The sequence below is a fragment of the Massilia sp. 01N410 genome (assembly GCF_056399665.1).
The window spans coordinates 20,589-41,302 of sequence record NZ_JBFTRV010000006.1; the positions used below are offsets into that span (position 1 = coordinate 20,589).

15 protein-coding genes are annotated in these 20,714 nt (G+C 67.8%); 8 read left to right on the forward strand and 7 right to left on the reverse strand.

Features of this window, described 5'->3' with window-relative positions:
• Positions 1–135 precede the first annotated feature (135 nt).
• Positions 136–2,115 (forward strand): ATP-binding cassette domain-containing protein, encoded by a 1,980-nt coding sequence (locus AC1DOP_RS09845; RefSeq protein WP_477250872.1) that lies wholly within the window; start codon positions 136–138, stop codon positions 2,113–2,115.
• 59 nt (positions 2,116–2,174) lie between these two features.
• Here the strand turns inward: AC1DOP_RS09845 and AC1DOP_RS09850 are convergent, their stop codons facing one another.
• Entirely contained in the window at positions 2,175–2,681 is a 507-nt protein-coding gene (locus tag AC1DOP_RS09850) for a chemotaxis protein CheW (protein ID WP_477250873.1), read from the reverse strand.
• Between the two features lie 130 nt (positions 2,682–2,811).
• Here AC1DOP_RS09850 and AC1DOP_RS09855 point away from each other — a divergent pair, with 130 nt between their 5' ends.
• Positions 2,812–3,900 (forward strand): HDOD domain-containing protein, encoded by a 1,089-nt coding sequence (locus AC1DOP_RS09855; protein WP_477250874.1) that lies wholly within the window; start codon positions 2,812–2,814, stop codon positions 3,898–3,900.
• Positions 3,901–4,046: 146 nt separating this feature from the next.
• On the opposite strand, the gene AC1DOP_RS09860 is transcribed toward AC1DOP_RS09855, so the two are convergent.
• The 3 genes from AC1DOP_RS09860 to AC1DOP_RS09870 form a co-directional block, all read right to left on the reverse strand.
• Positions 4,047–5,915: a M2 family metallopeptidase gene (locus AC1DOP_RS09860; protein WP_477250875.1), complete on the reverse strand. Its 1,869-nt coding sequence runs from the start codon at positions 5,913–5,915 to the stop codon at positions 4,047–4,049.
• 39 nt (positions 5,916–5,954) lie between these two features.
• A complete protein-coding gene (locus AC1DOP_RS09865; protein WP_477250876.1) occupies positions 5,955–7,853 on the reverse strand; it encodes a flagellar assembly protein A in 1,899 nt (632 codons plus the stop codon).
• A gap of 137 nt (positions 7,854–7,990) precedes the next feature.
• A complete protein-coding gene (locus AC1DOP_RS09870) occupies positions 7,991–8,389 on the reverse strand; it encodes a hypothetical protein (protein ID WP_442123725.1) in 399 nt (132 codons plus the stop codon).
• 222 nt (positions 8,390–8,611) lie between these two features.
• On the opposite strand from AC1DOP_RS09870, the gene ompR reads away from it, so the two are divergent.
• The 5 genes from ompR (at position 8,612) to AC1DOP_RS09895 (ending at position 13,176) form a co-directional block, all read left to right on the forward strand.
• Positions 8,612–9,370, forward strand: coding sequence for an osmolarity response regulator transcription factor OmpR (gene ompR / locus AC1DOP_RS09875; protein ID WP_442123726.1), 759 nt, complete (start codon positions 8,612–8,614; stop codon positions 9,368–9,370).
• Positions 9,371–9,382: 12 nt separating this feature from the next.
• A complete protein-coding gene (locus tag AC1DOP_RS09880) occupies positions 9,383–10,744 on the forward strand; it encodes a sensor histidine kinase (RefSeq protein ID WP_442123727.1) in 1,362 nt (453 codons plus the stop codon).
• Between the two features lie 52 nt (positions 10,745–10,796).
• A complete protein-coding gene (locus tag AC1DOP_RS09885) occupies positions 10,797–11,762 on the forward strand; it encodes a threo-3-hydroxy-L-aspartate ammonia-lyase (RefSeq protein WP_442123728.1) in 966 nt (321 codons plus the stop codon).
• Between the two features lie 158 nt (positions 11,763–11,920).
• Positions 11,921–12,685, forward strand: a complete 765-nt coding sequence (locus tag AC1DOP_RS09890) for a fatty acid desaturase (RefSeq protein WP_477250877.1) — start codon at positions 11,921–11,923, stop codon at positions 12,683–12,685.
• Between the two features lie 80 nt (positions 12,686–12,765).
• On the forward strand, positions 12,766–13,176 hold the full coding sequence (locus AC1DOP_RS09895; protein ID WP_477250878.1) for a YXWGXW repeat-containing protein: 411 nt from the start codon (positions 12,766–12,768) through the stop codon (positions 13,174–13,176).
• Positions 13,177–13,179: 3 nt separating this feature from the next.
• Here AC1DOP_RS09895 and AC1DOP_RS09900 read toward each other — a convergent pair whose 3' ends face one another.
• Positions 13,180–15,141 carry a sensor histidine kinase gene (locus AC1DOP_RS09900; RefSeq protein WP_477250879.1) on the reverse strand — a complete coding sequence of 654 codons (1,962 nt, stop codon included), beginning with the start codon at positions 15,139–15,141 and terminating at the stop codon, positions 13,180–13,182.
• Between the two features lie 6 nt (positions 15,142–15,147).
• Positions 15,148–17,199, reverse strand: a complete 2,052-nt coding sequence (locus AC1DOP_RS09905; protein WP_477250880.1) for a PAS domain-containing sensor histidine kinase — start codon at positions 17,197–17,199, stop codon at positions 15,148–15,150.
• Between the two features lie 135 nt (positions 17,200–17,334).
• Here AC1DOP_RS09905 and AC1DOP_RS09910 point away from each other — a divergent pair, with 135 nt between their 5' ends.
• Positions 17,335–17,688 (forward strand): DUF4124 domain-containing protein, encoded by a 354-nt coding sequence (locus AC1DOP_RS09910; RefSeq protein WP_442123733.1) that lies wholly within the window; start codon positions 17,335–17,337, stop codon positions 17,686–17,688.
• A gap of 25 nt (positions 17,689–17,713) precedes the next feature.
• On the opposite strand, the gene AC1DOP_RS09915 is transcribed toward AC1DOP_RS09910, so the two are convergent.
• Positions 17,714–20,635, reverse strand: a complete 2,922-nt coding sequence (locus AC1DOP_RS09915; protein ID WP_442123734.1) for an EAL domain-containing protein — start codon at positions 20,633–20,635, stop codon at positions 17,714–17,716.
• Positions 20,636–20,714 lie beyond the last annotated feature (79 nt).

A 20,714-nucleotide genomic window follows, 5' to 3' on the forward strand; every position in this document is an offset into this window, starting at 1 on the left:
CACCGTCATCCCGTGACCAACGTCGCCCCCGCGACCAACGTCGCCCCCGCGAAGGCGGGGGCCCAAGTTCGCAGCGAACCATAAAAAACTTGGGTTCCCGCCTTCGCGGGAACGACGCTCTACCACTTAGTTCCCATGATCCGATTCTCCAACGTCAGTCTCATGCGCGGCACCAAGCCGCTGCTGGAAGACGCCGACCTCACCCTCAACCCCGGCGACAAGATCGGCCTGATCGGCGCGAACGGCGCGGGTAAATCCAGCCTGTTCGCCATGCTGCGCAGCGAACTGCACCCGGACCAGGGCGCGATCGACTTCCCGCAGCGCTGGCGCATGGCCTACGTGGCCCAGGAAACGCCGGCGCTGGACCGTCCGGCGATCGAGTACGCGATCGACGGCGACGCCAACCTGCGGACGCTGCAGGCCGAACTCGAGCGCCTGGAAGCGATGCCGCACAGCCACGACAACGGCATTGCGATCGGCCACCTGCACTCGGCGCTGGCCGACGCCGACGCCTACACGGTGCAGTCGCGCGCCGAACAGCTGCTGCTGGGCCTGGGCTTCTCGCTGGCGCAGATGCAGCAGCCGGTGGCCAGCTTCTCGGGCGGCTGGCGGATGCGCCTGAACCTGGCGCAGGCCCTGATGTGTCCGTCCGACCTGCTGCTGCTGGACGAACCGACCAACCACCTGGACCTGGACGCCATCATCTGGCTCGAGGACTGGCTGAAGCGCTACCAGGGCACACTGATCATCATCTCCCACGACCGCGATTTCCTCGACGAGATCGTCAACGTGGTCGTGCACATCGACGAGCGCAAGCTGAAGCGCTACTCCGGCAACTACTCGGCCTTCGAGCGCCAGCGCGCCGCCCACATGGTGCTGGCCCAGGCGGCCTTCGAGAAGCAGCAGCGCACCCGCGCCCACCTGCAGTCCTTCGTCGACCGCTTCAAGGCCAAGGCCACCAAGGCGCGCCAGGCCCAGAGCCGCATGAAGGCGCTGGCCAAGATGGAAGAACTGGCGCCGCTGCGCGCCGCCGCCGAGTTCTCGTTCGAGTTCCGCGATCCCGCCTCAAGCCCGAATCCGCTGCTGGTGATGGAAGACGTCGACGCCGGCTACCCGATCCTCGACGGCCACGGCGACAAGGTCGGCGGCAAGACCATCGTCCACCGCGTGAATTTCTCGCTGCAGACGGGCCAGCGCATCGGCCTGCTGGGCGTCAACGGCGCCGGTAAATCCACGCTCATCAAGACCATCGCCAACGAACTGGCGCCGCTCGCCGGCACCGCGACCCTCGGCAAGGGCCTGGTGATCGGCTACTTCGCCCAGCACCAGGTCGAGATGCTGCGCCACGACGAGTCGCCGCTGTGGCACCTGCAGAAGATTGCGCCGACCACGCGCGAGCAGGAGCTGCGCAACTTCCTGGGCGGCTTCAACTTCCCGGGCGATATGGTGACCAGCCCGATCAAGCCCTTCTCCGGCGGCGAAAAGGCGCGCCTGGCGCTGGCGCTGATCGTGTGGCAGCGCCCCAACCTGCTGCTGCTGGACGAACCGACCAACCACCTCGACCTCGAGACGCGCGAGGCGCTGACCCTGGCGCTGGCCCAGTTCGAAGGTACGCTGGTGGTGGTCTCCCACGACCGTCACCTGCTGCGCGCCACCACCGAGGAATTCATTATCGTTGCCGACGGCCGCCTGCAGCCCTTCGACGGCGACCTGGACGACTACAAGGACTGGCTGTTCAAGACCAAGCTCGCCAAAGGCAATGAGACCACCCCTCTGCCTGCGAAGGACGACAAGCCGGCTGCCGCGCCGGCCGTGGTGCCCGCCGTCGACCGCAAGGAACAAAAGCGCCTGGAAGCCGGGGAGCGCCAGCGCCTGGCCGCCCTGAAGAAGCCGATCGAGAACCGCATCAAGCGCCTGGAAGAGCAGATGGCCAAGCTCAACGCGCGCAAGTCGGACATCGACGCGCGCCTGCTGGAGCCTGCGATCTACGAGGCCGACAAGAAGGACGAGCTGAAGACGCTGGTGGCGGACCAGGCTTTCCTGGTGCGGGATCTGGGTACGCTGGAGGAGGAGTGGCTGGAATTGCAGGAGCAGCTGGAGGCGTTGGCGGCCTGAGTTGGCTGATGCCCGTTGCTCTCGGCGCCAGCCGTCGTTCTAAGCTTATGGGCTGAGGCTCAGGCCACCTGCCGCGCCGCCGGCCGTTTCACCGACATCAGCTTTTCGATATCCACCAGAATCAGCCGCCGCCCGCCGGCCTGCCCCAGCCCGAGCAGGTAATCGGGCCGTCCGCCGTCCGCCGCCGCCACCGGCAGCGGCGCGACCTGTTCCGGCGCCACGGTGACGACGCCGGTCACGCCATCCACCACCATCCCCATCACGCAGCTGCTCAGCCTGAGGATGATCACGTCGGTCAGCGGGTCCGGCGCGTCCGGCGTGGTGCCGCAGGCCACGCGCATGTCGACCAGGGGGATGATCACGCCGCGCGAGACGGCCACGCCGCCGATGATCTCGCCGCTCGCGGCGAAACGCTCGAGCGCCTTGAGCACACGAAGTTCCTGCACCCTGGCGAAGTCGATGCCGTATTCGAGTCCGCCGAGCGTGAAGCTCAGGAACTGAAGCGCTTGGGAACCGCGAGAAGTCGTCGTGTCATGCATGGCGCGTCCTTTCTTCAAGATTGTCATGCTAAGGCGGACGCCTCATTTCACTTTGAGTCCAGTCAACTTTTCCTGAAAGCAAAAGCAAGCTTGCTTTCGCCGGGCCCGCCCGTACAATGTCCGCCCATGTGCGCAAGCGAAACGAAGAGGAATTGATATGTACCGGTGGCTGCGACGCCTGATTTCCGGCTCACCCGCGCCCGCGCGGCCCGAGCCTGCCCCTGCGCCCTCCTCGATGCCCGATCCCGTACCGACCGCGCCGCCTCCGCCCGCTGCGCCGGCTCCCGCAGCCGCCGGCGTCACAGCGGCAGATGCGGGCGCGCGTCCGGCCCGGCCGCCGGTGCCGTTCGAGCTGCTCGACCGCGTCGGCGGTGCCTGGAACGCCTGGCTGTACGAGCGCCCCGACGAGGGCGGGCTGGAACTGAATCCCCAGGAAGCCCAGGTGCTGGAGACCTTGGCCGGCATCCTTTCCTCGCAGCAGTCGGGCGCCGCGCTGGTGCGCCGCATGCCGGGCCTGATCCCGCAGCTGCTGCAAAGCCTGCGCAGCGAGAGCTTTTCCGGCAGCGCGCTGTCGCGCACCATTTCCTCCGACGTGGTGCTGGTGGCGGCCGTGATCCGTCTCGCCAACAGCTGCTACCAGGGCACCGGCGCCACCGTCACCAGCGTCGAGCAGGCCGTGATCCTGATCGGCCAGGAAGGCCTGCGCCAGCTGATCACGACGGTCGCCTTCCGCCCCATCATCGACGTCAATTCCGGCTTTTACGTGCGGCGCCTGGCGCCGATCCTGTGGGAGCACTCGGAGCGCAGCGCGCTGGCGGCGCGTACGCTGGCGCCGAGCCTCGGCATCGAAGCCTTCGACGCCTTCCTGGCCGCCCTGCTGCAGAACGTCGGGCTGACGGTGGCGCTGCGCAGCATGGACCAGGCGACCAGGGGCGAGGCGCTGCTCGGTTCCGGCGTGTTCTGGGCCCAGCTGGGCCGCGACACGCGCCGGCTAAGCGTCAACATCGCGCGCGAGTGGAACTTCCCGGACAGCGTGGTGCGGGCGCTGGACGAACAAGGCGGCCTGCGCAAGGGGGCTGTGATGTCGCCGCTGGGGCGCCTGCTGATGCTGAGCGATTACCTGGGCAAGGTGAGGATGCTGGTCGAGCAGGGCGTGGTGGAGGAAGGGGATGCCGCGCTGTTTGGGGGGCTGCCTGAGGATGCGGCGACGTGTTACGAGTTGCTGGCTAAAACACGCGGCGCGTAATTGAGGCCGGCGGCTTGTAAACGTCGTCCCCGCGCAGGCGGGGACCCAAGTTTGCATGCGTTAACGTGATGCTGGCAGAACCTGGATCCCCCGCCTTCGCGGGGACGACGTTTTTGCGCTGCGTGAAACGCACGTGCAGCGACGGATCAGGGCTTCACCGACCCATCCGTCTTCGCCAGCTCCCGGTTCTGCTCATCCAGCCAGGCCTTCAGCGGCGCAAAATAATCCAGCATCGCCGTCGCATCCATCTTGTCTTCGCCGGTCACGGCCTTCAGCGCTTCCGGCCATGGCTTGCTCTTGCCCATCGCCAGCATCTGCTGGAACTTCGCACCCGCCTTCTTGTTGCCATAGACCGAGCAGCGGTTCAGCGGGCCGGTGTAGCCGGCTTCGCGGCACAGCGCGCGGTGGAACTGGAATTGCAGGATGGCGGCCAGGAAGTAGCGCGCGTACGGGGTGTCGCTGGCGACGTGGAACTTGGCGCCGGCGTCGAAGCCGTTGGCGGCGATCGGGGCCGGACGCGAGACGCCCTGGTACTGCTCCTTCAGCGCCCACCAGGCCTTGTCGTAGTCGGCCGGTTTCACCTGGCCGGCGTACACCTGCCAGCGCCACTTGTCGACCAGGTAGCCGAACGGCAGGAAGGCGACCTTCTGCAGCGCGGTGTACAGCAGCGGGCCGATGTCCTGGGACGGATCCGGCTCGCTCTTCATCAGGCCGATCTGCTTCAGGTAGGCCGGGGTGATCGACAGCGCCACGGTGTCGCCGATGGCTTCGTGGAAGCCGTCGTTGGCGCCGTTCTTGAACATCGGCGACTGCGCGCTGTAGGCCAGGTCGTAGTACAGGTGGCCCAGCTCGTGGTGGATGGTGCGGAAGTCCTCGGCGGTCGGGGTGATGCACATCTTCACGCGCACGTCGTCCTTGCCGTCCAGGTCCCAGGCCGAGGCGTGGCACACGACTTCACGGTCGCGCGGCTTGGTCAGCAGCGAGCGCTCCCAGAAGGTGGCCGGAAGCTGGCGCATGCCGAGCGAGGTATAGAAACCCTCGGCGTAGCGGGTCATCGCCACGGCGTCGGTCTTGCGCTCTTCCAGCAGCGCGGTCAGGTCCTCGCCGCCCTCTTTCGTGGCCGGCTTGAGCAGCGGGTACAGGTTGTCCCAGGTCTGGGCCCACATATTGCCCAGCAGGTGGGCCGGAATATTGCCGTTCTGCGGCACCACCGAGGCGCCATAGGCCTGGCGCAGCTTGTAGCGGGTATAGGTGTGCAGCGAATCGTAGAGCGGCTTGACCTGCTGCCACAGGCGCTCCATCTCGGCCGAGAAGGCCTCCGGGCTCATGTCGTAGCCCGAGCGCCACAGCGCGCCGGTGTCGGCATAGCCCATCGCACGGGCGCCCTTGTTCGACAGCTCGACATACTTCGCGTAGTCGTCCTTGTAGGCCGGCGATTGCGCATGCCAGCCGAGCCAGACTTCCTTCAGGCGGTTCAGATCGTGGCTGGTGGCCAGCACCTTTTCCAGCTCGCCGAGCGGCATGCAGGCCGGCGCGGCGGCACCGGCGGCGGCCGGCGGGCAGTACTTGGCCGAACCATAGGCACCGGTCATGTGGGCCGCCAGGCGGGCGTAGGCGCCACGATCGGCGGCGTCCGGCAGCATCAAAGTCTGCTGCATCAGCATCAGCTTGCGCGCGCTGGCTTCCGGCAGTTTCAGGTCCTTGTAGCGGCGCGACTTCAGGGCGGTCTCGCCGCTCAGGGTCAGGAAGCCTTCGTTGGCCTGGGCCGTCATGGTCTGGGTGTCGAGCGTGATGAAATTCTCGGCCACCCACTCGGCGCGCTGGGCGTCCAGGCCTAGCTGCTCGAGCTTCTCCTCGGCGTCCTTGATGAAGCGCTCAGCCTCGGCGACGGTCGGTTTGCCCTGGGCCTTGACGGGTGTCGCCTTGGCGGTGGCTGCGTTGGCGCCGGCCGGCAGCGCCAGGACGGCGCCCGCCACCAGCGTCGCGATCAGGCTGCGGCGGCATGTCGTATGCATGGTCTTCAAGCTGTCTCCTCTCTGTTCTCTTGGGATTCGTCAGGCCGTCGCGGCCTGCTCGCTGCTCCATGCAAAGCTGCCCTGCGCGCCGGAGAACAGCAGCTCCCCGGTCTGCGGCCCGCGCAGGCGCGCCTTGATGTCGCGCGGGGCAATGATATACGGACTGCCGGACGCCGGGCTGAATCCGAGCACGCGTACCAGGGTGTCGCCCTGCACCCGGTGCACGGTAACGGCGGAGGTGCAGGCGGCGTCGCGGCGCTGGCGCTCGAGGTCGGCCAGCACCTTGCGGCCCTGCTCCAGGTCCGTATCCAGCTGCTTGATTTTAACGGACACCTCGCCGATCGCCTTCAGCGCCGGCGCCATGTCCTGCGCCATGCGCTGGAACTGGCGCCCCTGCTCGGGGGTGAAGCTGATCTCGTTCTTGCGAACGCGCGAGGCCAGCATCAGGTAGCGGCGCACATCCGGCTGCGCCGTCAGCCCATCCATCCGCGCCTTGTGCTGGACCGCCAGCTGCTCGAACTGGGCCAGGCGCGCGCCCACCGCCGCGATCACTTCCTCGACCTGGGCGCCTTCCGGCAGCAGCGCGTAGACCAGCATCTCGCCCTGCTTGCGCGGCATCGCGAATTCGACCGTCACGCGGCGGCCGGCAATCGCGCTGCCCTCGGCCTGGCCGATGTGCACTTCGTCGCCGATCACCTCGCAGTTGACCGCATGCGCGATCGTGACGCGGGTGCCGGACACCACGCAGTTCTCGGCGCGTTCCAGCACCACCGCGCCGTCCTCGGCCTGCAGCACGGCGCCGGAGGCCACGCCGCACACACGGATGTCGCCGCGCCGGTTGTGGGCGCTGCCGCCGACCAGATTGGCATGCAGCAGGATGGTGCCGCCGCGCGAGACCAAGCGCCCGAACACGTCGGCGTGCACGGTGATGCTCTCGCCCTCGATGACGCGCATTTCCTGCACCTCGCCGAATTCCTCGTAATCGCCCGTCAGCTGCAGGTTGCCGGTGGTCTTGGCGCTGACGCCGTCGCGGCTGACGATCTTGGCACCCACCGAAATCCGGCTGGTCGAGGAGTCGACCGTCAGGAAGCCAGCCTGCTGCGAGACCAGGAACTCGCCTTCCTTCAGGCGCTCGACCTTCGTGCCCTCGCCGGCATATTCGCCGAGGTCGAGGTCCCGCCCGGGCTTGGCCGTCAGCTGCGCACCCGCCATCTCGAAGCCGGGCTCGCCTTCGGTGAGCGGGATCTTCTGCAGCAGGCGTACGCCGGGCTGGATCTGCGGGAAGCGGTTCTGGAAGCTGCCCAGGTCGAGTTTCCCGTTGGGCAGCTGGCGCGGCGCATCGTTGCGGTGGATGTCCTCCGAGACTTCGGCGATGCGGGCATCCTGGCCCGGCACCGGATCGAGACGGCGCGCCACGGTGATGCGATCGGCCTTGCCGGTGGCGATGGCGGCGCGCACGGCGTCGAGGTCGACCCCGAAGCGGATACCCTTGAGCCAGATGTCGGCGACGAACTCGTCGAGGTCCAGGCGGGCCGGCATGCCAGGACCGTCGGGGTTGGCGGGATCGGGCAGCCAGACCGGCTCGAAATAGTATTCGGCGCATCCGCCGCCGATCTTCACCGAGCGGTAGAGTTCGCGCCGGGCGGGATCGAAAGGCAGGATGTCGGCGGCGATGCGGGCCTGGACCGTGCCGTCCGCCGCTTTCGGCAGCGCGGGGCCGTAGTCGAACAGGGCCTTGAGCAGGACCGGGTAATCGATACCGGAGAGGTAATGGCCGCCGCGCAAGATGCTGTCGATGGCGGCGACCAGGGTCGTGCCGAGCACGGCGGGATCGGCGTAGACGCCGTCATGGCGCTTGGCGATGCAGTGCTCGGGGCCGGTGGCGGCGAAGCGGGCCGCCTGTGCTTGCGCCGGCGCTGCGGCAGAATCCGTAGGCACTTGATACTCCCAGTCCAGGTTACCTACCCCGGCAAGGCTTGGGCCAAGGTATAGACTGGGTAGCGTATCACGTTGCAGACGCTAAATAAACATCTGGCAACTAGATTGCATCAAAGAAATAACCCGGCGTGGAGCAATCAACGCTTGGGCGGGTACAGATCCATGCCCGCTTCGTTGATCTGGCGGCGCAGGTCGCGCCGTTCGTCGGGCGTCATGCGAGGGCTGCGGCGCGACTCGCGCTGCTCCTGCTGGAGCTGCTGCTGTTGTTGCTGCTGCTGGTATTGCTGCTGCAGGCGGCGCTGTTCCTCGTAGGCACGGACGTCGTAGCGCGGGTCGCGGTCCTGCGAGATGTGCCCGCGGCCGGACTGCTGCATCGACGGGTCGTCGCGGCGGTCGAGCTGGCGGTCGCCATACTGCTGGGCGAACGCGGTCCCGGCACCGCCGATGACCAGGGCGCACGCCAGCGCACTGCGAAGCGCGCAGCGGGCGATCCGCCCTGCCTTCGTTCCTGCGTAGTGGTGAGTGACGCTGTTCATGGTGTGCCTCTTCCGCGATGCCAAGTAAGGGGATAAGCTGTGATTCAGATTCGGTTTCAGTTTCAGTTTCGACTTGAGGCCAGTGTAGGTGGATTCCACTGGTGGTATAAGGCCAAATGGGTAAAGTTTGTAACACAATGTAATGCCTCAGCAATATCTCCCGTTCGCGAAGCCATATGAAGTTACCATAGCGACATTAATCTGACAAATCCTGACAGACTCATGAATGCAACTACCCCGAATAACGCAGGCCAGAACAGTGGCCATTCCGCGAAAATCATGGTGGTCGACGACGACGTGCGCCTGCGCGACCTGCTGCGCCGTTACCTGACCGAACAGGGCTTCCAGGTCGTGACCGCGGAAAGCGCGCCGGCCATGAACAAGCTGTGGCTGCGCGAGCGCTACGACCTGCTGGTGCTGGACCTGATGCTGCCCGGCGAGGACGGCCTGTCGATCTGCCGCCGCCTTCGCGGCGCCGGCGACCAGACCCCGATCATCATGCTGACCGCCAAGGGCGAGGATGTGGACCGCATCGTCGGCCTCGAGATGGGTGCCGACGACTACCTGCCGAAGCCCTTCAACCCGCGCGAACTGGTGGCCCGTATCAACGCGGTGCTGCGCCGCAAGGGCCCGGACGAGATCCCCGGCGCGCCTTCCGAGACCCCGCAGACCTTCGAGTTCGGCGACTTCGTGCTCGACCTCGGCACCCGCACGCTCAAGAAGAACGGCGAGACCGTGCCGCTCACCACCGGCGAATTCTCGGTGCTGAAGGTGTTCGCCCGCCATGCGCGCCAGCCGCTGTCGCGCGAGAAGCTGATGGAACTGGCGCGCGGCCGCGAGTACGAGGTGTTCGACCGCTCGCTCGACGTCCAGATCTCGCGCCTGCGCAAACTGATCGAACCGGATCCGTCCAGCCCGCTGTACATCCAGACCGTGTGGGGCCTGGGCTACGTGTTCATCCCCGAAGGCCAGCCGCGCTGAGTGTCCCAGGCGATGTTCGAAGCACCCCGCGCGCGCCTGCTCGGCCGCATGAAGAGTGGCCTGTTCTGGCGCACCTTCCTGCTGCTGTCCTTCCTGACCACGCTGTCGATGGCATCGTGGATCGGGATGATCAACGTATTCCAGCGCGGCCCGCAGGCCGAGCAGACCGCCGAGCTGCTGGTCTCGGTGGTCACCCTCACCAAGGCCGCGCTGACCCACTCGGCGCCCGACCTGCGGCGCGAACTGCTGTTCGAGCTGGTGTCCAACGAAGGCATCCGCATCCTCACGCTGGAACCGGACGACAAGGTCGAGCCGCCGCCCTCGAACGCGCTGATGCCCGAGATCGCCGCCATGGTGCGCGAGCGCCTCGGCAAGGACACCCGCTTCTCGCGCAAGGTGAACGACATGCCGGGCTTCTGGGTCAGCTTCGACATCGACGGCGACAAGTACTGGCTGATGCTGGAACGCGACCGCCTGGCCGGCCTCACGCGCGTGCAGTGGCTGGGCTGGGCCACCGTGGTGGGCGCCCTGTCGCTGCTGGGCGCGGCCCTGATCTCGACCCTGATCAACCGGCCGCTGGCGCGCCTGACCGCCGCCGCGCGCGCGATCGCCCAGGGCAAGCGCCCCGCCGCCCTGCCTGAAAAAGGCTCGAAGGAGATCATCGAGGCCAACCGCAGCTTCAACCAGATGGTCGACGACCTGCAACAACTCGAGAAGGACCGCGCGATCATCCTCGCCGGCATCTCGCACGACCTGCGCACGCCGCTGGCGCGCATGCAGCTGGAGGTCGAGATGGCCAACCTGTCGCAGGAAGCGCGCGACGGCATGCAGTCCGACATCGCGCAGATGGACGCCATCATCGGCCAGTTCCTCGACTTCGCGCGGCCGACCGAGGCCGCCACCTTCGTGCCGGTCGACCTGTCCGAGCTGCTCGAAGACTGCGCCCACACGGCCGACCGCCTGCCGGACGTGCGCACCGCCACCTCCATCGAGCCGGGCATCGAGGTGCCGGCCAACGCCACCGACCTGCGGCGCGTGATCAACAACGTGATCGAGAACGCCCGCCGCTACGGCAAGACGCCGGGAAGCGACGTGACCGAGATCGACATCGCCTGCCACGTGAAGATGACGGGCCACGGCCGCCGCGCCGTGGTCGAGATCGGCGACCGCGGGGTCGGTGTGCCGGACGACCAGATCCAGCAGCTGATGCGCCCCTTCACCCGCCTGGACAGCGCGCGCGGCCAGGCCAACGGCGCCGGCCTCGGCCTGGCGATCGTCGAACGCGTGATCAGCCGCCACAACGCCGAGCTGCTGGTGCGCAACCGCGAAGGCGGCGGGCTGGTGCTGCAGTTTGCCTTCCCGCTGGCGGCCTGACCCTCCGCTATACTGTCGCCTTTCGATCCAACCGAACGAAGGGCTGACAGACATGACCGACACCCAACTCCAGTACGCCGACGTCGAACAGGCGGCCGCCCGCATCGCCGGCGCGGCCCACCGCACCCCGGTGCTGACCTCGCGCACCGCCGACGCGATGGCGGGCGCGCAGCTGTTCTTCAAGGCCGAGAACTTCCAGCGCATGGGCGCGTTCAAGTTCCGCGGCGCCTGCAACGCCATCGCCAGGTTCAGCGAGGCGCAGCGCCAGGCCGGCGTGCTGACCTTCTCGTCCGGTAACCACGCGCAGGCGATCGCCCTGTCGGCCAGACTGGCCGGGATTCGCGCCACCATCATCATGCCGAAGGACGCGCCGGAGCTGAAGGTGCGCGCCACCCAGGGCTATGGCGGCGAAGTCATCTTCTACGACCGCTATACCGAGAACCGCGAAGAGATCGGCGCCCGCCTGGCGAAGGAGCGCGGCATGACCCTGATTCCGCCCTACGACCATCCGGACGTGATCGCCGGCCAGGGCACCGCCGCCAAGGAATTGTTCGACGAGGTCGGCGAACTGGACCTGCTGCTGGTGCCGCTGGGCGGCGGCGGCCTGCTGGCCGGCAGCGCGCTGTCGGCCTCGAAGCTGTCGCCGAACTGCCGCGTGATCGGCGTCGAGCCGGAAGCCGGCAACGACGGCCAGCAGTCGCTGCGCAGCGGGAAGATCGTCGACATCGGCGTGCCGCAGACCATCGCCGACGGCGCCCAGACCAGCCACCTCGGCCATCACAACTTCGCCGTGATCCAGCGGCTGGTGTCGGACGTCGTCACCGTCAGCGATGCCCAGCTGGTCGAGACCATGAAGTTCTTCGCCGAGCGCATGAAGACCATCGTCGAGCCGACCGGCTGCCTGGCCGCCGCGGCCGCCCTCCATGGCGCGGTGCCGGTGGCCGGCAAGAAGGTCGGCATCCTGATCAGCGGCGGCAACGTCGACCTGGCGCGCTTCGCCAGGCTGGTGGCCGTCTAATTTACGCAAGCGGGGCAAATGCGAGGAACAGGCGGTAAAAGCGCCTGTAATCGTGGCTTAGAAAACAACGCCGCCCCGCTATTCTTCTTCCCAATTTGTCATCCACAAAAGGGAAGAAGATGTTCTCAGGGTTTATCCATCTCTCGCCAGCAGCAGTCATGATTGCGATGGCGGTCTCGTTCGCGCTGACCACCGCCGCGAGCGAGCTGTATCTGCACCGCTCGCGCACGCACCGGGCCATCACCTTCCATCCGCTGCTGTGCCAGTTCTTCCGGATGTGGATGTTCCTGACCACCTTCGGCCTGACCACGAAGGCCTGGGTGGCCGTGCACCGCAAGCACCACGCCAAGACCGACACCGCCGAAGATCCGCACAGCCCGATCGTCCACGGCCTCTGGGCGATCCTGACCAAGGGCGTGCTCTTTTACCGCAAGGCGGCCCTGAATCCGGAGGTGATCAAGACCTACGGTGTCGGCGTCAAGGACGACTGGATGGATACCCACCTCTACACGAAGCACCGCATGAAGGGCGCCTGGTTCTTCCTGCTGGCGGAGATGGCGCTGTTCGGCATCGAACACGGCTTCTACATCTGGCTGTTCCAGCTGTCGGTATCGCCGATCTGGGCCGCCGGTTTCGTGAACAGCTTTTTCCACGTGGTCGGCTACCGCAACTTCGAGACGCGTGAGCATTCGCGCAATTTCTTCCCGATCGGCATCATCTTCTGGGGCGCGGAACTGCATAACAACCACCACGCCTACCCCGCCTCGGCAAAGACCTCGATGCGCTGGTGGGAATTCGATGCCGGCTGGCTGGCGATCCGCGTGCTGGCCTTGTTCCGCCTGGTGACGATCAACCGCGTCGAGAACGGCATTGTCGAACAGGGCGCTGCGGCCAACCTCCCGGGCACCGGCATCAAGGCCTGAACGCGTTAAGCCGCGCACAGTCGGGCTGGCTTACGAAGCGTAGAGTGAACCTGCAGCATCACTCTTACAAGGAGGCCACAATGAACAACTTGCACAAGCTTCTGATCGCCAGCCTGATCGCCGGTTCCGTCGGCAGCATCGCCGTCCCGGCGGTCGCCGATACCATCATCATCCGCGAAGCCCCGCCGCCGCCGCGCGCCGAGCGCACCCCGCCGCCGCGCCGCGGCCATGTGTGGGCGCCAGGTCACTGGGAATACCGCCGCGGCCATTACGTCTGGGTGCGCGGCAGCTGGCTGCGCGAACGCCACGGCTATGCCTACAACGCCCCGACCTGGGTGCAGCGCGACGGCAGCTGGGTAATGGAACGCGGCGGCTGGCGCCGTGGCGACCGTGACGGCGACGGCATCCGCAACGGCCGCGACCGCGATCGCGACGGCGACGGCGTACCGAACCGCTACGACGCCCGTCCCAACAACCCGAACCGCAGCTGAGGTCTAGTCGGGAGCCGTGGCAAGGTTGACGGTGAACACGCTGCCCTTGCCCGGCCCCTGGCTGTAGGCACTGACCGTGCCGCCGTGCAGCATGACGATGTTGTGCACCAGGGCCAGGCCGATGCCCAGTCCGCCCTGGATCGACCCCGGCATGCGTTCGGCCCGCGTGAACAGCTCGAACACATGGGGCAGCAGCCTGGGCTCGATGCCGACGCCGTCGTCGCGCACGGCGATGCGCACCGCCGGCGCCTGGCGCATGACCGACAGCAGGATCCTGCCGCCGGGCGGCGTGTACCTGATTGCATTGTCGAGCAGGCTGACCAGCACCTGGACCAGGCGCCTGGCGTCGCCGATCACGGCCGGGCCGCGTCCCGGCCCATCCTCTTCCTGCTCCACCACCAGCGCATGAGCGCGCGCCCCGGCCGCCGGCCGCACCTGCTCGACGGCGGCGGCGACGATGCCGGCCACCTCGACTCTCGAGCGTTCCAGCTGGATCTGGCCGCGCGTGACGCGCGAAACGTCCAGCAGGTCGTCGACCAGGGCGCCCAGGTGCTGCACCTGGCGGCCGATCTCCTGGCCGGCTTCCAGCACCCGCGCGTCGGCGGCGTGCGCCGACTGCAGCGTCGCCATCGCCTTCGAGATCGGCTCCAAGGGATGGCGCAGCTCCTGCGCCAGCATCGCCAGGAACTCGTCCTTGCGCCGGTCCTGCTCCTGCAGCGAACCATACAGGCCCGCATTCTCGAAGCCGTTCGCGGCGATCGACGCCAGCTGCGCCAGGATGGCTTCGTCTTCTTCCGTGAACCCGCCCTGCTTGTCCCAGGCCTCGATCAGGCCGATGTTGCGGCCCTTGCGGTCGACCAGCGGCACGGCCAGGCGGGCGCGCATCGGTGCGGGCTCGGCGCCGTCGTCGGCGCGCGAGACCGCCTTGATGGCCTGGCGCACATGCGGCCCTTCGCTCAGCGACACGCCGGCATGGCGCACGCCGAGGATCAGGCGCACCTCCTCCACCAGCGCGCCGGCGATGTCCTTCGAGGACAGCGCGGTGTGCAGGGTGCGCGAGGCCCGCGCCAGCTTGTCCAGCAGCGCCGAGTTGCGCTTCTCCAGATCCAGGCGCTGGGCCAGCTCGGCCAGCGCCATGACCTTCTCGTGGATGTCGGTGTTGGCGCCGATCCATTCGCGCACCGCACCGTTCGGGTCGAGGATCGGCACGCTCTTCACCGCGGTCCAACGCCAGGCGCCATCGGCCCGGCGGACCCGGTACTCGGTCGCGAATTCAGTGCGCGATGCCACGCTGGCCTGCCACAGGTCGCGGGCGCGCTCGCGGTCGTCGGGGTGGATGGCGGCCAGCCAGCCGAAGTCCCTTCCTTCTTCATAGGACTGGCCGGTGAAGGCCCGCCACGAGGGCGAGTCTTCGCGCACCCGGCCGTCCGGCGCACCGGTCCAGACGATCTGCGAAGTCGCCATCACCAGCGAGCGGAAGCGCTCCTCGCGCAGGCGCAGGGCGGTTTCCGCCTCCACCTGCTCGGTGATGTCTTCGTGCATCAGCATGACTTCGACCACCGTGCCGCGCTCGTCGATGATCGGGTGGGCGCGCGCCCGGATCCAGCGCACGTGCGCCACCCCGCCCAGCAGCGCGGTGTCGAATCGGATCGGCGGAATCTCGACCGACTCGCCGGCCAGGGCGCGCCGCAGATAGCCGGTGACGCCGCTGGCGACCAGCTGCGGATCGGTCAGGACATTGAGCGCCCCGCTGAGGAAAAGCTCCTTGAGCGGCGAGCCCTCGTGGATCTGGAACAGCGTTTCCCAGGCCTTGTTGACGCCCAGCGTCCTGCCGTCCGGGGCCAGGATCTGGATGCTGACCGGGGCCTGCTGGAACAGCGCCTGGAAGCGCTGCTCCTGGCTGGCGCCTGGCCCGGGACCGGCACCGGCACCGGACGATGCCGCGGAACTGAAGTCGTTTTGCATGTCGTTTTACCCGATGGCGTCGAGAGTCACCGTGAACACGCTGCCCAGACCTGGCCCTTCGCTGTGGGCGGCGACCGTGCCGCCGTGCAGGCCGACGATGTTGCGGACCAGGGCCAGGCCGATGCCGAGGCCGCCCTGGGCACGGTCCGGCGTGCGTTCGGCCTGGGTGAAGAGGCCGAATACATGCGGCAGCAGCCTGGCGTCGATGCCGATGCCGTTGTCGCGGATGGCGATCGCCACCCTGCCCTCGCCGCAGCCGACCGAGAGCGCGATGCGGCCGCCGCGCGGCGTGTACTTGGCCGCATTGTTCAGCAGGTTGACGATCACCTGCACCAGGCGGTTGGCGTCGCCGGTCACGGCGGCGCCGGGCGGCACCTCGCCGATCGCGAGCGCGTGCTCGCGCGCCTCGAACTGGGGCCGGGCCTGCTCGACGGCGCTGGCGACGATGGCGCCGACCTCGACCCGCTCGCGCTCCAGCTGGATCAGGCCCCGGGTCACGCGCGAGACGTCCAGCAGGTCGTCGACCAGCGAGGTCATATGGCGCACCTGGCGGCCGATCACTTCGCTCGCCCTGGCGACCCGTTCCTCGCCGGCGTGGCCGAGCTTGAGCATCTCCGCCGCCGCCGCGATCGGCGCCAGCGGGTTGCGCAGCTCGTGCGCCAGCATGGCCAGGAATTCATCCTTGCGCCGGTCCTGCTCCTGCAGCGAGGCGACCAGGCGCGCGTTCTCGAAGCCGGTCGCCGCGATCGCGGCAAGCTGCACCAGGATGGCTTCGTCCTCGGCCGTGAATTCGCCCTCGGCCTTGTCCGAGGCCTGGATCACGCCGATATTTTTTCCCTGGCGGTCGATCAGCGGCACCGCCAGCCAGCCGCGCATCGGCGGATGCTGCGCCGCATGCGCGCCGAAGCCCTTCCACAGCCGGTGCGCCAGCAACTCCTCCTGGGTCAGGCGCATCGTCCGGTTGCTGCGACAGACTTCGGCATAGATCCCGCTGCCGTCCGGCGCCGCGTCGTAGCTGCGATAGCGCGCATACTTGTCGGACAGCGACACCGCATTGATAGCCTGCGCCAGGTTCGTGCCGTCGTTCAGCGACACCACCGCCTGGTGCACCTCGAGGATGGCGCGCACCTCTTCCACCAGCGCCTCGGCGATGGCCTTGTCCGACAGCGCCGAATGCAGGATACGGGTGGCCTGGGCGACCCTGGCCAGCAGGGCCGAGTTGCGCTTTTCGCGCTCCAGCCGGTGGGCCAGCTCGGCCTGGGCCATGACCATGTCGTGGATGTCGGTGTTGGCGCCGATCCATTCGCGCACGGTCCCGTCCTCATCGGTGACCGGCGCGCCCCGCACCGCCGTCCAGCGGTAGCCGCCGTCGGCGCGGCGCAGCCGGTACTCGGCCTCGAACACGGTGCGGTGCGCCACGCAGTGCAGCCACAGGCGCTCGATGCGCTCGCGGTCGTCCGGGTGCAGGGCCTCGAGCCAGCCAAGGGCCTTCCACTCGTCATAGGACTGGCCGGTGAAGGCGCGCCATGAGGGCGAGTCCTCGAGCACGCGGCCGTCCGGCGAGGTGGTCCAGACGATCTGCGAGGTCGCCATCACCAGCGAACGGAAGCGCTCCTCGCGCAGGCGCAGCGCGCGCTCGGCCTCGACCCGGTCGGTGATGTCCTCGTGCATCAGCAGCACGTCGAGCACGGCGCCGCTGTCGTCCTTGATCGGATGGGCGCGCGCGATGACCCAGCGCGCATGCTGGACGCCGCCCTCGAGCTGGCCGACGTCGTAGCGGATCGCCGGGATCTCGACCGACTCGCCGGCCAGCGCCCGCCGCAGATAGGCGTGGACGCCCTTGGCGACCAGCTGCGGATCGGTCAGCACGTTGTACTGGCCGAGCACGAAGCGCTTCAGCTCCGAGCCCTCGTGGATCTGCCACAGCGCCTCCCAGGCCTTGTTGACGCGCAGGGTGCGGCCGTCGGGCGCAAGGATCTGCAGGCTGACCGGGGCCTGGCGGAACAGTTCGCGAAAGCGCAGTTCCTGGCTGGCGGCGTTGTCGGGGGTGGTCGGCATGTCGGGCATCATGTCACAGTTTCCCGCTGAGCGCACGCGGGAGGCTTGTCAAAGCAACATTCGTTCACGGTGAGTCAGCGAACAGAGAGCGGCGGGCGCGGCGGGCAGGATGGGAACCAGGTAAAGGAGAACATCATGAAGCGTCCAGTTACACTGCTGAGCATCGTTGCCGCTGCCGCCTGCGCGGCATCGATGGCAACCCCGGCCGCGCTGGCCGGCAACGAGATCGTCAAATGCGTCGACGCGGGCGGCCACGTGACCCTGACCGACCAGCCCTGCGAAGCCGGCAGCGCCACCGTGAGGCTGTCGAGCGAAACACCGCCGCCGCAGCGCCACGTGCTCCCGGCCACCGAGCTGCGCCACGAAGGATGGAAACGGCCGCAGGAACCCAAGGCGGCCCCGCTGTCGCGCGACGTCGCTACCCTGAAGGCGGCGCGCCGCATGCTGATGCTGCAGGAAGCTCGTCCGCGTCTGGCCGGGCTGAACTGAAACTGCCTGGTGCGGCTCGGCTTGCTTAGTGCAGGTCCCGCAAGGGCATCAGGTCGGGGAGTTCCGGCTCATTGGCCGACGCGCCCAGCGTGCGCACCAGCTGCAGCACCTCTTCGCTCTTGATGAAGCTCGCCGACGAGCTGGCCGCCAGCAGTTTCTCAGGGGGCTGGGAACGCGCGATCGCATAGCCCTGCACGTAGTCGACGCCGATCTCGGCCAGGGTCCGCACCGTGTCGGCATCCTCGGCCCACTCGGCGATCGTCTTCATGCCCAGGTTCACCGCCAGGCTGACGATGGCCTCGACGATGGCGACGTTGGCCGGGTGCGCATTGATGTTGACGATGAAGTTACCGTCGATCTTCAGCACGTCGGCCGGGAGTTCCTTCAGGTAGGAGAAGGAGGTATAGCCGGCGCCGAAGTCGTCCAGCGCCACCTTCACGCCGAAGGCCCGCACCTGGTCGATGAAGCGGCGCGTGTTGTCGAGATCGTGCAGGGCCACGCTTTCCGTGATCTCCATGCACAGGCGCCCCGCCACATGCTCGTAGCGCGACAGGATCTCGAGCGTGTCCTGCACGAAGCGCTCGTCGTTGAGCGAGGCCCCCGACAGGTTCATGCAGACGAAGCGCGTATTGCGCAGCGAGTCCACGTGCTCCTCGATCCAGGCCAGGGTGCTCGACAGCACCCAGCGGTCGATCACGCCCACGCGTCCGCTCTTCTCGGCGGCGGCGATCAGCGGGCCGGCCGGCGACACCCGTCCGTCCTCTTCGCGCATGCGCAGCAGCACCTCGAAGTTCAGCGATTCGTGCGGCGAGCGCAGCGACATGATCGGCTGCATCTCCAGGAACATGCCGTCGGTGGCGTTCGGGCCGTTCAGGCGCGCCACCAGGTTCAGTTCGGCCTCGCGCTCGTGGAAGGCGGAAGAGCCGCGCTTGTACACCACCAGCCCTTCGCTATTGCCTTCCTTGGCTTCGCGACAGGCACGGTCAGCGGTCGAGATCGCATCCTTCATCTCCATGCCCGGCGCCACTTCGATCAGGCCGACCGAGCCGCGCACGTGGAAGGCCTTGTCGCCGACGCGGTAGGGTGAGCCGCCGATGCGGTCGACGATGCTGCGGCAGATCAGCGAGGCCATCGAGATCGCCGTGTCCGGCATCACGATCACGAATTCGTCGCCGCCCACGCGGCCGACCTGCTGGTTGCCGGCCAGGGTCATCGATACCCGGTCGCATACCTGCTTGAGGACTTCGTCGCCGGCGGCGTGGCCGAACAGATCGTTGATCAGTTTGAAGCGGTCGAGGTCGAGGTAGGCCAGGGTCAGCGGACGGCCCGGCGCCGTGGTCGCGGCGACCGTCTCGAACAACTTTTCGATCCCGCGCCGGTTGTAGACCTTGGTCAGCGGGTCGTTGTTGGCCATGAAGCGCAGCTGTTCGGTGGCCTTGGTCTTTTCGGTGATGTCCTCGAGCACGCCTTCGATGCGGCCATGCGCCAGGGTGGCGCGCACCAGGAAGCGGCGTTCGCCCTCGCGCGGGTCGATCTCGAGTTCGACGCTGAGCTGGGATTGCACCTGCTCGCGCAGGTAGCTCCAGGTGGCGTCGCTGAAGAATTGCTGCCAGCGGGTGCGGCCCACCACCACCGCCTCGCAGTCGAGCATGCGCAGCAGGGCCGGATTGGCGGACAGGAAGCCGCCGTACTGGTCGAGCGTAAACAGGCCCACCGGCATCGCTTCGTACGCGTGTTCGAGTTCGGCCTGGACCGCGATCCGCTTCTTGGTTTCCAGGCGCATCTGCTCGGCGATGGCCAGCGCCGCCAGCAGGCTGGACGCCAGCGCCGCGGTCACGCTGTTGACCAGGCCCAGCATCTCGCGCACGCCGAGCGCGGCGGCGACCACCTCGGCCAGGCCGGACAGGAAGGTCACGCCGAAGGACGCCGCGAACCACATCGCCACCCGTGCCTGGTCGCGCAGCATCAGGTTGATCAGGCCGGCCGTCATCAGGGTCAGGCCGGACGAGGCCACCACCCACATCGCCGGCAGGTAGTAAGCGAAAGGCAGCACCAGCGAAAGCGGCAGCAGCGCCAGGGCCAGCCATTGCATCAGGCGCAGCGGCCTGGCGAAGCGGGACTTCGCGAGGTCGGCGCCGAACAGGGACATGTACAGCGTCAGGGTCGAGATCGAGTACAGCGCCGTGGTCACCGCCTTGCTCGGCACCAGCCAGCTGGCCGGCAGCGCCTGGCCCAGCCACTGGATATCCCAGCCGGCCGAGATCGCGCCCACGCGCAGGTTCAGGATCAGCCAGGCCGCGAACTCGAGGTAGAGCAGCTGGCGGTTGATCAGCGCGGTGATCAGGATGAACAGGCTCAGCACGATCATGCCGCCGTCCAGCAGGCCGGACTTGCGGTGGAACTGCTGGATCGACAGGGTCATCTCGCTGGCCGGCCACTGCACGGCGCTCAGTCGCGCCGGTCCGGTAAAGCGCGCGCGGCACAGTACCTCGGCCGGCGTGAACGGCGTGCGCAGCACGAAGCCGGCCTTGGCGGCCGTCATCGCGCCGCTCGCCCCTTCGTGCGAAGCGCTGCCGAGCGACACCAGGGTCGCCGCATCCCAGCAGCTGACGTCGACCGCGTGGCGCGACGGGAATTCGACCACATGCGGTCCGCCGGGTATGTCCCGGGTACGCAGGGAGAACCAGACCGGCGCTTCGGAGAGGTGGGTTTCGTAGCGGTCGGTGGCCGGCGCATGCGCCAGCTCGCGCAGCGCGCTGGCCGGATCCAGCCGGGCGCTTGCATCGCTGAGCACCCGCAGCGGCAGGGTGACGTCGCCGCTGGCGACGTAATGGCTATTCCAGGAAGCGTAGGCGACGACCGAGACCAGCAGCACGCCCAGCGGCACGAAGTAGACCGACAGCAGGCGCATCATGGCCTGCAGTAGACGGTCGAAGACTCCGGACACCGGTATTCGTGCTGGACTGGAGGGCTGTGGCATAAATTGTATCGATCGGGCAGGCAGGCGCCGGCATGCTGATGCGGGC